This window comes from Bordetella hinzii LMG 13501, from assembly GCF_001548475.1.
GTDB lineage: Bacteria > Pseudomonadota > Gammaproteobacteria > Burkholderiales > Burkholderiaceae_B > Bordetella > Bordetella hinzii.
Map to the genome: position 1 here is coordinate 33,293 of NZ_LRUJ01000027.1, position 12,267 is coordinate 45,559.

Here is a 12,267-nt window from a genome sequence, read left to right on the forward strand (position 1 = left end):
TGTGAGTTGACGGGGGTTCAGCCGCGCAGCAGCGCGCCGGCCAGAAGCGGCGCGAGTTCGATGCGGTTGCTGGGGTGGGGCACGGCGTCGGTGGACACGACGCGCTCGAAGCATCCCGATACCTGGCTCCAGGCGTCTTCGGCGAAAAGGGCATGGACCACCACGCATTGCGGCGGCTTCATGCCGGCCAGCTTGCCGGCGGCCGCCACCAGCGTGCGACCGGATGAGGCGATATCGTCGACCAGCACCGGTGTGCGTTCGCGCCAGGCGCCCAGATCGGGCGTCTCGATCTCCACCTGGCGGTCGCCGTGGCGGATCTTGCGCAGCACCACATGCGGCGCGCCGATGCGCGCGGCGATGGAGCCGGCCCATTGCTCGCTCTCTTCGTCCGGGCCGATGATGAGCGGTGCCTGCACATTGGCCGCGATCCAGTCGCCCAATAGCGGCGCGGCGTGCAGCGTGGCCGCCGGGATGCGGTAGAGCGAGGCCAGCGTCGGATGGCGGTGCAGATGCGGGTCCACCGTGATGAGGCGGTCGAAGGTCGAGGAGATCAGCCGCGCGAACGAGCGCGAGCTGATGCTCTCGCCCGGCAGGAAACGCTTGTCCTGGCGCATATAGGCCAGGTAGGGCGCCACCAGGTTGACCTCGGCCGCGCCGAGGTCGCGCGCGGTGTCGGCCACGAAGACCAGGCTCAGGAAAGCCGGATCCGGATGGGCCAGGGTGCAGACCACGTCCACGGCGCGTGCGCGCGGATCGCCGTGCAGGCGCACATAGCTCTCGCCATCGGGAAAGCGGCGGGTCTCCACCGCGCCGAGTTCGCCGCCGCAGGCCGCGGCCAGCCGGGCCGCGGAGGCTTCATTGCCGGGAAGAGGAAGGATCAGTCTCTGCATGCGCGCCGCCGGTGGGTGGAAGGAGCCGGCCGCACATGCTGCCTGCCGGGCCTATGCGCATCGATTATGGCCCAAGCGCGTGCGCCAGGTGAGGGCTTGTCGCGCCAAACCTTGAACTAACGCAAAGGTTTTGTGGAGGGCGTCGCCGGCCGCCGCCCTCGGCCGGGCTACCTTCCGGAGGCCAGCAGCTTGTCGAAATCCTGGTCCAGGCGCGCCAGCGAACGCTGGATGTGCTCGCGCCGCGCCTTGATCCACGCGGCATCGTCGGCCAGCCCTTGGCGGGCCTCTTTGAGCATGCGCGCCATTTCGGGCGGCTGCGGGCCGCCGGCGGTGGCCCGATGCTGGATGATGGCCACCGGGTCCAGCGTGGCGCGGAACTCGGCCTCGTCCATCGGCAGCTCCTGCGGATACTTGCTGCCCTGGACGGCCTCGTGATAGATGCGGCGCGCTTCGGCGTAGGGGAAGTCCAGCGGCTTGATGTTCTTGGCGCGCGCCAGGGTCACGATCTCGGAGGCAAAGTGATGGCCGACGCGGAATGGCAGCTGGTATTTGCGCATCAGCACATCGGCCAGCTCCTGCGAGGCGGTCCAGTCGCTGTTGAGCTCTTCGAGGGCGCGTTCGCGGTTGATGACCAGGGCCTTCATCACCCTGTCCCACTTCTTGAGCACCTTGACGGCGCTGTCGATCATGGCGCTGTTCTGGTCGACCTCCTTGGGGTCCGGCATGCCGGGGGTGATGTTGTGCATCTGGATGATGGGGCCCATGGCCAGCGTCACGGCGGTCGAGGCGTCGCTGCGCAGCGAGTTCAGCAGGCCGGGGTTGCGCTTTTGCGGCATGGCGCTGGAGACGTAGGTGTTGCCGCCGCCTTCTTCCAGGAGGATCCACGGCCGGGTCTGCGAGTATTGCGGCATGATGTCCTGCACGAAGTTGCCGGCATGCAGGGCGATGGCCGTCACGATGGAGGCGACTTCCACGGGTTCATCCATGGAAGAAATCTGTGCCGCATCGTAGGCGTTGTCCACGATGGCCGCAAAACCCAGGTAGTCGGCCATGCGCTTGCGGTCCAGCGGCCAACTGCTGCCGTTGAGCACGGTGGTGCCCATGGGCGAGCGGTCGATGCGGGCATAAGCCTCGCGGATGCGCTGGGCGTCGCGCGCCAGGCCGGCCGCGTGCCCCAGCAGATAGTGTCCATAGCTGTTGGGCTGGGCCGCCACGCCATTGGTGTAATTGGGCACCACGGTGTCGACATGCTGGGCGGCCAGCTCCACCAGCGTGGTGGCGCTGCGGTTGAGCTGCTCGGCCAAGGCCAGCATGTTCTCGCGCAGGATGGCGGCCCGGTAGGTGGCGTGCATGTCCTGGCTGGAGCGCCCGGCGTGCAGCAGGGTGACGTCTTGCCCGGCCGCCTTGATCATCAGGGGCTCGAAGGTGATGACACTGGAGGGACGCTTGCCGCCGGGCAGGTTGCCGGCCGCGATCACCTGGGCCACGCCGGCGGCGATCCTGGGGGCCAGCGTCTTGTCCAGCAGGCCCTGGTCGGTGTTGATGACGGCGCTGGCCTTGTTGATCTCGCCCAGCCAGAAAAATTCGTCGCGCGGCGGTTTGGGGGCGGCCGCCGGGGCCACAGCGGGCGGAGTGGCCGGCGCGGCGGTCTGCGCGGCGGCGGCCGCGCTGCCCAGGGCCAGCGCAAGCAGGCAAAGGGTGCGTTTCATCGTGTTCTCGGAAGGCGGCTCAGGCCGCTTGGGTCAGGTAGACCGCCTCGCGCCCGACGATGGGCTGGCGGGTGGGCATGAAAATCGTGCAATCGGGGCAGGGCGAGCGGATCTCCTCATCGCCGTTGCGGGCGATGAGCTCGTCCTGGCCGAAGGTCTCGAAACCGATGACCGGCCGCGCAAAGTGGAAATCCTCCGACTTGACCATATGGATCTCCAGCAGGCGGAAACGCTGCGGCGGGACCTCGCTGCGCGGCCGCGCTTCGGCCAGCCCCAGGTGGGCCAGCAAGCGCAGGGTGGTGTCGGTGGCGAGGTCGGCGGCCGATTGCGCGAAATGCTGGCCGCACTCGACGACCAGGGCGCCCTTGCTGGCCGACACCGGCTGGCCGTGATGGCCATAGCCGATGATGGGCGCGCCCGGGCCCTTGCCGCCGGGCATGAGCAGGTGCACGCCAGGCGCCCCCACGGCGGCGGCCAGCTCGGCGTTGCGCGGCAGGTCGTAGTAGACCCAGAAAGGCTGCACCGGGGCGCTGGTCGAGTGGATGTCGAGCACATAGTCGGCCGCCTCCAGCACCGGGCGCAGTTCGCGGGCGCGGCGCAGCTCGGGGCTTTGCTGCGGGCCGTCGAGCCATTCCGGCGACCAGATGCGGTTCAGGTTGTGCACCAGCTGGCGGTTCTCATAGGGGCGCTCGATGTCGAAGGCCTCATAGGCTTCGACGTTGGCGAAACTGATGGTCAGGGTGCCGACCCGGGGCCGCAGGCCGCTGTCCAGCAAATGCGTGGCCGCCACCATGCCGCAGATCTCGTTGCCATGGGTCAGGGCATTGACCAGCACGTGCGGGCCCGGCTTGCCGGAGGAAAACCGATGGACGTAGTCGATGCCGGTATTGCCCTTGCGATAAGCGGACAGATCGCGCGGCAGGACTTCGAGCGGAGGAGATGCATTGCTGGAGTTCATGGTCGCCCTGTGAAGTGGAGTGCTTCCAGAGCATAGCGCCAGCTTCCCGGCTCAGGAACGGTGGGTTTTCAGCAGGTGGCGGGCGATCTCGGCCAGCGGCCGACCGGTCTGCATGGCGGCCTGTTGCAATTGGGCGTGGGCGGCGGGCTCGGAGAGCTGGCCGCGCGTCATGAGCAGATGTTTGGCCCGCTGGATATCGCGTTGTTCATCCAGCGCGCCGCGGGCCTGGGCCAGCGCCTCGCCGGCCTTGTGCAGCTGCTCTGTCTGGGCCTGCAGCGTGTCCAGCAGGGAGCGCTCCATGGACGGCCCGACAGCGTCGGCCGCCGGCTGTTCCAGCGCGCGGCCCTGCACGCTGAACAGCATGGCGGGCGGGGCAAGCGCCGCGTCGAGGCGGCCCGGCCGCGGCCGGTGGTCGTGCAGCGCTTCGCGCGCCTGGCCGATGCGCGCGCGGCAGCGCGCGGCCAGGTCCTGGGTCAGGCTGGCCGCGATGGGCAGCATGGCGTCGATGCGCACCGTGCACAGATCGAACCAGAGCTCGGCCAGGTCCGGATCCAGAGTGTGGCTTTCGTCCGTCAACGCCGCCATGGCGCGCAGGCGCGCGACCGGCGCCTCATGCTGGCGGGCCTGCCGCCAGGCCCGCTGGATGGCCGCGGGTGCATGGCGCTCGAAGCTCTCGAAGCTGCGCTCCTGGTCGGCGGCCAGCTCGGTCATCCTGGCCTTTTGCGCCGCATCGAAATGCCCGGCGGTATAGCCCATGACGCCGTGGGCTCTTTCCTGGCCGGCCAGCTCCTTGCCCTGCATGAAATTCAGCAAGGCCACCAGCACGCGGGTGATGTCGGCATCCAGGGCGGTATCGGCTGCCTCGAACACCACGGCCAGCAGATGGGCGATCAGGCGCGTGAAGGCGGCGCTGGCCTGCGGGGCATCGATGCGCTGCTGGCGCAGGCGCGAGCGCAGCTCGGGCAGCTCGTCCAGGCAATACAGTGCGTGAGCGATGCGGTTGTACAGCCTGGCCTTGCCGCCTTCGCGGCCGCAGTCCATGCCGTCGAGGAACAGGCGCAGGTCGCGCTCGCGCGCCTGGGCCTGGTCGCTGAGCGCATCGAGCGTGGCGCGCTGCCCGTCGCGGGCATGGCAAAGATAGAGGTTGGACCAGCCGCGTTCTTTCTGCAGCGCATGAACGAGCTCGCTGGCCAGCGTCACGAAGCTGCAGGTGTGGGCGAGCGCCTCCAGGTCGCGCAGCTCCGACTGGCGCGCCGCCAGCAGGAATTTCAGTGTCGGCCCGGCGCGGCTCATGGCTCAGGCCGCGCGCGCGGCGGGGCCGGCCGCCGCGTCCGGGCCGAACAGTCGCAGCCCGGCCACCGCGCCGATCACGACGATGGCGGGACTGCGCAGCCCGACGGCGGCGGCGTCGGCGCCGAGCTGCGCCAGCGTGGAGCGGATCTCGCGCTGGCCGGGCAGGGAGGCTTGTTCGACCATGGTGACCGCAGTATCGCCGGCCATGCCGGCCCGCAGCAAGCCGCCGGCCACCTCGTCCAGCTTGGCCACGCCCATGTAGATCACCAGGGTGGTGGCGCTGGCCGCCAGCGCCCGCCAGTCGGGTGAGCCCCCATCCTCGGTGTGCGCGGTGACCAGGGTGACGCCGCGCGCCAGGCCGCGATGCGTGAGCGGAATGCCCGCTTGCGTGGCCGCCGCCAGGCCTGCCGTGATGCCGCTGACCACCTCGCAGGCCACGCCGCGCGCGCCCAGCCAGGCCGCCTCCTCGCCGCCGCGCCCGAAGATGCAGGGGTCGCCGCCCTTCAGGCGCGCCACGCGCCGGCCCTGGCGCGCATAGCGCAGCATGAGCCGTTGGATGAAGTCCTGCGGGGTGGAGCGGCAGCCCCCGCGCTTGCCCACGCGCAGGATGCGCGCCTGCGGGCAATACGCCAGGATTTCAGGATTGACGAGATCATCGACCAGGACGACCTCGGCCCGCCGCAGCGCCTTGACGGCCTTGAGCGTAAGCAGTTCCGGATCGCCGGGGCCGGCGCCGATGAGCGTGATGGCGGGAATCATGGTCAACGATAGGCAAAGGAGAGGAGCAGGGCGAGGGCCAGGAGCAGGCTGAGGACTTTCCAGAACAGCAGCGGATCGCGCTCGGCCAGCGGCGGCGGCCCCGGAGGCGAGGCAGGGTGGCGCAGGGCGTGGACGAACTCGGCGGCGTCCTGGAAGCGCCGCCCCGGATCGGGGTGCACGGCTTTCGCCAGCACGGCGTCCAGCCAGGCGGGGATCTCGGCGGCGGTCTGGTAGCGCAGGCGCAGGAGGTCGGCGCGGCTGCGGATCTTGGCGGTCTGTGCGCCGTAGGGCAGCCGGCCGGTGAGCAGTTGGTAGGTGATGACGCCCAGGGAGTACAGGTCGGCGCGGGGACTGCCGGGCTGGCCGAGAAAATACTCTGGCGCGGCGTAGGCGAGGGCGCCCGGCACCTCGGGCGGGGCGGGCCGCTCCTCCTGGCGGCTTGCCGCCTGGGCCGAACCCATGTCGATGATCTTGACCTCGCCCCGCGGCGTCAGGATGAGGTTTTCCGGGCGAAGATCGCGATGCAGGACGTCCAGGCGGTGGAAGGCGGCCAGGCCGCGGGCAGCCTGTTCCGCGATGTCCAGGGTCTCTTCCAGACCGGGGCGGTAGTGGGCCAGCGTGCGGCCTTCGATATATTCGCTGACGATGTACAGGGTCTGGCGCGGCCGCGCCTGCGGCCAGGCGCGCGCCACGTGGCGGCTGTCGATGCGCCGGGCCAGCCATTCCTCCTGCAGCAGGCGCTCCAGGTAAGCCGGATCGTGCCGCTGGTCCAGGGAGGGAATCTTGATGGCCACCGGCGACTGGCCATCGCGCGCAAGATAGACATGACTGCGTGCGCTGGCATGCAGTTCGCGCTCGATCACGTACCCCTCGAAGTCCATGCCGGCGCTGAGCAGCGGCGGGCAGGGCAAGGCGCCCGCCTGGCGCGCCAGATCGGCCGGCGTGGCTGTCATCGGCGCGTCCACGCGCAGCAGTTGCACCGTGAGGTTGTCCTCGCTGCCCTCGGCCAGGGCCTGGCGCACCAGCGCGCGCGCGGCTTCGTCCAGGCTGTCATGGGCGCTCAGGGCCTGCCGCAGGTGTTCGGCGCGCAGGTATTCATGCGCGCCGTCGGTGGCCAGCATGAAGACGTCGCCTTGCGCCACGCTGCGGGTGTGATAATCAATCTCCAGCTGCGGGCGCAGGCCCATGGCGCGCGTCAGGTAGTGACGCCCCTGCCCGACCCGGAGCCGGTGTTCTTCCGTGAGCGGCTCCAGCACGCCGTCGCGCAGCCGGCTGATGCGCGCATCGCCCACGTGCAGGATGTGCGCGGTGGCGCCCTTGAGGATGAGCACGCTCATGCCACAGACATAGCCCTGGTCGGCGCCCCGGTGGCCCTGGCGGGTCTGGGCATGGAGCCAGCCGTTGGTCGCGCTCATGACCTGCTGCGCGGATTTCCGTACCGACCAGGTCTGAGGCGTGCTGTAGTAGTCCTCCAGGAAACTCGCCACCGCGGTCTCGCTGGCGACGCGGCTGACGTTGCTGCTGCTGATGCCGTCGGCCAGCGCGGCGGCGATGCCCTTGGCGCCCAGCAAGGGCTCCATGGGCACGCACAGGCCATGGAAATCCTGGTTCTCGGCCTTGCGGCCTGCTTCCGAGTGCTGGCCCGTGGCCACCGGCGCGCGCATGGACGGGCTCAGTTGAAGCTGCGCTTGGGGGCGGTCTTCATATGCGTGGTGTAGAGCGTCAGCCCGGTGAGCGAGATGCCGCCGACCAGGTTGCCCAGCACCACCGGGATCTCGTTCCAGACCATGTAGTCCATGATCGAGAAATTGCCGCCCATGATGAGAGCCGACGGGAACAAGAACATATTCACCACCGAGTGCTCGAAGCCCATGGCGAAGAACAGCATGATGGGCATCCACATGGCGATGACCTTGCCGCTCACGCTGGTGGAGATCATGGCCCCGACCACGCCCAGCGACACCATCCAGTTGCACAGCACGGCCCGGATGAAGATGGTGAGCATGCCGGCCGCGCCGTACTCCTTGTAGCCCAGGGTGCGGTTTTCGCCGATATGCGAGATGACCTCCCCGACCTTGTTGGGCGGGGTCGAAAAGCCGTAGGTGAAGACGATGGACATCATCAGGGCCACGGTCAGCGCGCCCAGGAAGTTGCCGGTGAAGACCACGCCCCAATGCTTGAGCACGGCCGTGGGCGTGACGCCCGGGCGGCGCTCGATGAGCGCCAGCGGGGTCAGCACGAAGACGCCCGTCAGCAGGTCGAACCCCATGAGGTAGAGGATGCAGAAGCCTACCGGGAACAGGGCCGCGCCCAGGATGGCCGAGCCGGTCTGCACGGTGACCGTGACCGCGAAGACCGCCGCCAGGGCGAGGATGCCGCCCGCCATGTAGGAGCGGATCAGCACATCGCGCGTGGCCATGTGGATCTTGGACTCGCCGGCGTCGACCATCTTGGTGACGAACTCGGAAGGAACGATATAGGACATGATGGAAACCCCTTGCTTGGTATGGGACAACGTGGAATCAGGCCGTCAGGCGGATTTCGACGGTCTCGCCATTGAGCCGTGCTGGCCAGGCGGGCAGTTGCTCGGCGGGCTGCTCCACGCAGGAGCCGTCGCGCAAGCGGAAATGCTGTTTGTAGAGCGGCGAGGCCACGACCAGCTCACCGGCCATCTGGCCCAGGATGCCGCGGCCGATGACATTGGCGCCGGAGCGCGGATCCCGGTTGCCCACGGCGTAGACCGCCTCCTCTTCGGGCAGGTAGAAGAGGGCGATCTGCCGCCCGTCCAGCCAGGCCACCACGCCGGAGTGCGCCACCAGGTCGCTGCGCAGGCAGAGCGCTTGCCAGTCCTTGCTCATCACGTCTGCTCCTCGACGGACAGGGATTCGGCGCGCGCCGGCCGGCGTTGGCCTCTTTCCTCGACAAAGCGGATATCGGGATCGGCGCGCCCGTCATTGACGAAAGTGCGGAAGCGCTTGAGCTTTTCCGGGTCGGATAGGGTGTTGGCCCATTCGCATTCATAGCGGTCGACGACGTCCTGCATCTGCTGTTCGAGTTCGGCGCCCAGGCCCAGGCTGTCGTCGAGCACCACGGCTTTCAGGTAGTCCAGCCCGCCTTCGAGCGATTCGCGCCATACCGATGTGCGTTGCAGCTTGTCGGCGGTGCGGATATAGAACATCAGCAGGCGGTCGATGGCGCGTATCAGCGCGGCGTCGTCCAGGTCGGTGGCGAAGAGCTCGGCATGGCGCGGGCGCATGCCGCCGTTGCCGCAGACATAGAGGTTCCAGCCCTTCTCGGTGGCGATGACGCCGATGTCCTTGCTTTGGGCTTCGGCGCACTCTCGGGTGCATCCCGAGACCGCGAACTTGAGCTTGTGCGGCGCGCGCAGGCCCTTGTAGCGGTCCTCCAGGCGCAAGGCCATGGCCACGCTGTCCTGCACGCCATAGCGGCACCAGGTGCTGCCGACGCAGGATTTCACGGTGCGCGTGGCCTTGCCATAGGCATGGCCGGTCTCGAAACCCGCGGCGATGAGTTCCGCCCAGATGTCGGGCAGTTCGTGCAGCTGCGCGCCGAACAGGTCGATACGCTGGCCGCCGGTGATTTTCGTGTAGAGCCGGTATTTCCGGGCCACCGTCCCGATGGCGATGAGGCCGTCGGGCGTGATTTCGCCACCCGGGATGCGCGGCACCACGGAGTAGCTGCCGTTTTTCTGCATATTGGCCATGAAGGTGTCATTGGTGTCCTGCAGCGGCACCAGCGGCGGATCCTGGATGGGCTGGTTCCAGCAGGAGGCGAGGATGGAGGCCACGGCGGGCTTGCAGAGGTCGCAGCCTATGCGGCCCTTGCCGTGGCGCGCCAGCACCTCCGCGAAATCCCGCAGGCCCTGTACACGCACCAAGGCATAGAGTTCCTGCCGCGTATGCGGGAAGTGCTCGCACAGGCCGCGGTCCACCTTGATGCCGCGCGCGCCGAGTTCGTGATCGACCACCTGCTTGAGCAGCGCGGCACAGCCGCCGCAGCCCGAGGCGGCCTTGGTGCAGGCCTTGACCGCGCCAAGGTCGGCGCAGCCCTGGTCCAGGGCCGCCTGTATCGCCGCCTTGCTGACGTTGTGGCAGGAGCAGATGGTGGCCGCCGCCGGCAGGGCCGCGGGCCCGAGCAGGGGGGCGCCTTCGCCGCGCGGCAGGATGAGGCTGGCCGGATCGGCCGGCGCGGCCAGCCCATTCTGGACATATTGCAGCAGGGTGTCGTAGTAGCTGTTGTCGCCCACCAGCACCGCGCCCAGCACCGTCTTGCCGTCGCCGGACACCACCAGCCTGCGATAGCCTGCCCCGGCTTCGTCGATGTAGCGGTAGCTGCGCGCACCCGGGGTCTTGCCATGCGCATCGCCGATCGAGCCCACGTCCACGCCCAGCAGCTTGAGCCGGGTCGACATGTCGGCGCCGCCGAAGGCTTCGGCGGGCTGGCCGCAAAGCGCCGCCGCCACGCAGCGCGCCATCTGGTAGCCGGGCGCGACCAGGCCGTACACCATGCCGTTCACGGCGGCGCATTCGCCGATGGCGTGGATATCCGGGTCGCTGCTGCGGCACAGGGCATCGACCGCCACGCCGCCGCGCTCGCCCAGGGCCAGGCCGGCGCTGCGGGCCAGGCCGTCGCGCGGCCGGATGCCGGCGGAAAACACCACCAGGTCCGTTTCCAGCGGCTCATGGTCGACGAAACGCAGGCGGTAGCGGTAGCGGCTGCCGGGCCGTATCGCCTCGGTGGCCCGCGACAGGTGCACGCCCACGCCCAGCGCCTCGATGCGCGCCTTCAGCGCCGCGCCGCCGGCCTCGTCCAGCTGCAAGGGCATCAGGCGGGGCGCGAACTCCACCACGTGCGCCTCCAGGCCCAGATGCTTGAGCGCGTTGGCGGCTTCCAGGCCGAGCAGGCCGCCGCCCACCACCGTGCCGCGCCGGGCGCCTTGCGAGGCCGCCTGCCGTATGCGGTCCAGGTCCTGCAGCGTGCGGTAGACCAGGGGCTCCGCGGGCGCGCCGGCGATGGCTGGCACGAAGGGAAAGGAGCCGGTGGCCAGCACCAGCTTGTCGTAGGCATGCTCGCCCTCGGCGGTGCCGACCACGCGGCGGTGGCGGTCGATCTGCGTGACGCGGCTTGCCAGGCGCAGCGTGATGCCGGGCTGGCGGTAGAGGTTGCCGTCATCCAGCGACATGGCGTCGGCGTCGCGTCCGGCCAGATAGTCGGAGAGATGGACACGGTCGTAGGCGCGCTGGGGCTCTTCGCCCAGGACCAGGACGTCCCATTGCGCCAGGCCGCCCCGCGCGACGAGTTGTTCGACGAAGTGATGGCCGACCATGCCGTTGCCGATCACGATCAGGCGGAGCTTGGTGGAGGTGCTGTCTGTCATCGCATATCCATGGCAAGTCAGGCCCAATGCAAAAAGGCGCCCGTGACCTTGGAGAGGTCGGGCGCCTTTGCCTGGGACTGCACGGTTTGTCTGTTGGCGGAGACCGCCATGACAAGGACCAAGCAAGCTTTGTGCCAGGCGACGGCCGCGGGCCTGGCCGGGGAGAGGGCGCGTCGCGCGATGTTGCGCTGCACGATGCTGGTGCGCGAACGCACCAGCATGGTTCCCGGTCTGCGCCATGAGGAGGCCGGTTTGCGCCCGGACTTGATCCGGCGCAATATGGGGCGCGTATGGCCGAGTTACTGTGTTGCTCCCCCTGGGCCTGGCGGGCCCGTCATCCAGAAAGAGGAAGCTCCATGTACAAGCACATCCTGATCCCCACCGACGGTTCCGATCTTGCCGAACGCGCGGTCGAGCAGGGGCTGGCCCTGGCCCGCAAGCTGGGCGCCCGCGTGACCCTGATCCGGGTCATCCAGCCCTTGCGCGCGCCGGCCGGCGAGTCGGTCCAGCTGCGCGGCACGCTGGAGGAGTACGAGCGCGAAGAGCGCCGCCAGGCCGAGCAATGGCTGGCCCAGGCGGCGGCGCGCGCCGCCGATTCGGGCGTGCCTTGCGAGGCCGTGACCGCCGTCAATGTCCAGCCCTATGACGCCATCGTGGCCACCGCAAGGGAAAAGGCCTGCGACCTGATCGCCATCGCTTCGCATGGCCGCAGCGGCCTGTCGGCCATGTTGCTGGGCAGCGTGACCCAGAAGGTGCTGGCCCATTCGGATCTGCCGGTGCTGGTCTACCGCTGATCGGGGCCGCGCTTCAGGCGATATGCGTGATGAAGTAGACCTTCTTGACGAAGGCATCGACTTCCCAGTGGCCCTTGTAGCCTTCCGGCATGATGAAAGGGTCGCCGGGCCGCAGCTCATGGACCGTGCCGTCGGGGTCGACGATGCGGGCCTGGCCCTCCAGGATGTAGCCGAACTCGATATAGCCCGTCGTGTCGGAGCGGAACTTGCCGGCGGTGCTTTCCCATACCCCGGACAGCACCCGGCCGTCGTTGCCCTCGAAAGCATTGGCGCTGCGGAATTCGGTGTTGCCCTCGATGGGGCGGCGCGGCTTGCCGATCTCGGGGTTGGCCAGGGGGCCGGTGCCAAAGCGCACCAGGCGGGAAGCATTGTGGGACACGATGGGTTCTCTCGGATAAAGGCCGCGCGGCGCGCGGCAGGCGGCATGATAGCCGCCCTCTGCGGCGGCGGCGCAACAGCGCTATAG

Annotated in this window: 12 protein-coding genes; 1 reads left to right on the forward strand and 11 read right to left on the reverse strand. The window is 69.0% G+C overall.

The annotated features are described in order from the left end of the window. Nucleotides 1–17 precede the first annotated feature (17 nt). From AXA74_RS16660 to AXA74_RS16705, 10 genes are all read right to left on the reverse strand, one after another. A complete protein-coding gene (locus tag AXA74_RS16660) occupies nt 18–890 on the reverse strand; it encodes a ribose-phosphate pyrophosphokinase (RefSeq protein ID WP_032956536.1) in 873 nt (290 codons plus the stop codon). A 167-nt stretch (nt 891–1,057) separates the two neighbouring features. Beyond that, a complete protein-coding gene (locus AXA74_RS16665; protein ID WP_032979319.1) occupies nt 1,058–2,599 on the reverse strand; it encodes an argininosuccinate lyase in 1,542 nt (513 codons plus the stop codon). A 19-nt stretch (nt 2,600–2,618) separates the two neighbouring features. After that, nucleotides 2,619–3,557: a M14 family metallopeptidase gene (locus AXA74_RS16670; protein WP_032972254.1), complete on the reverse strand. Its 939-nt coding sequence runs from the start codon at nt 3,555–3,557 to the stop codon at nt 2,619–2,621. A 51-nt stretch (nt 3,558–3,608) separates the two neighbouring features. After that, on the reverse strand, nt 3,609–4,850 hold the full coding sequence (locus AXA74_RS16675) for a nitrate regulatory protein (RefSeq protein WP_029580232.1): 1,242 nt from the start codon (nt 4,848–4,850) through the stop codon (nt 3,609–3,611). Nucleotides 4,851–4,853: 3 nt separating this feature from the next. Beyond that, complete coding sequence (cobA, locus tag AXA74_RS16680) at nt 4,854–5,609, reverse strand: uroporphyrinogen-III C-methyltransferase (protein WP_029580233.1); 756 nt, start codon at nt 5,607–5,609, stop codon at nt 4,854–4,856. Nucleotides 5,610–5,611: 2 nt separating this feature from the next. Beyond that, complete coding sequence (locus AXA74_RS16685; protein ID WP_051593971.1) at nt 5,612–7,273, reverse strand: bifunctional protein-serine/threonine kinase/phosphatase; 1,662 nt, start codon at nt 7,271–7,273, stop codon at nt 5,612–5,614. A gap of 8 nt (nt 7,274–7,281) precedes the next feature. Next, nucleotides 7,282–8,094 (reverse strand): formate/nitrite transporter family protein, encoded by an 813-nt coding sequence (locus AXA74_RS16690; RefSeq protein ID WP_029580235.1) that lies wholly within the window; start codon nt 8,092–8,094, stop codon nt 7,282–7,284. A 37-nt stretch (nt 8,095–8,131) separates the two neighbouring features. Then, a complete protein-coding gene (nirD, locus tag AXA74_RS16695; RefSeq protein WP_029580236.1) occupies nt 8,132–8,467 on the reverse strand; it encodes a nitrite reductase small subunit NirD in 336 nt (111 codons plus the stop codon). Then, on the reverse strand, nt 8,467–11,007 hold the full coding sequence (gene nirB, locus AXA74_RS16700; RefSeq protein WP_032979320.1) for a nitrite reductase large subunit NirB: 2,541 nt from the start codon (nt 11,005–11,007) through the stop codon (nt 8,467–8,469). The genes nirD and nirB overlap by 1 nt, the downstream gene beginning before the upstream one ends. A gap of 17 nt (nt 11,008–11,024) precedes the next feature. Then, nucleotides 11,025–11,228 (reverse strand): hypothetical protein, encoded by a 204-nt coding sequence (locus AXA74_RS16705; RefSeq protein ID WP_032955374.1) that lies wholly within the window; start codon nt 11,226–11,228, stop codon nt 11,025–11,027. 135 nt (nt 11,229–11,363) lie between these two features. Between AXA74_RS16705 and AXA74_RS16710 the strand changes: the two genes are divergently transcribed. Continuing rightward, the gene (locus tag AXA74_RS16710) at nt 11,364–11,801 is read left to right on the forward strand and encodes a universal stress protein (RefSeq protein ID WP_029580238.1); all 438 of its coding nucleotides are present in this window, start codon (nt 11,364–11,366) and stop codon (nt 11,799–11,801) included. A 13-nt stretch (nt 11,802–11,814) separates the two neighbouring features. Here AXA74_RS16710 and AXA74_RS16715 read toward each other — a convergent pair whose 3' ends face one another. Beyond that, nucleotides 11,815–12,180 carry a cupin domain-containing protein gene (locus AXA74_RS16715; protein WP_032979321.1) on the reverse strand — a complete coding sequence of 122 codons (366 nt, stop codon included), beginning with the start codon at nt 12,178–12,180 and terminating at the stop codon, nt 11,815–11,817. Nucleotides 12,181–12,267: the final 87 nt, after the last annotated feature.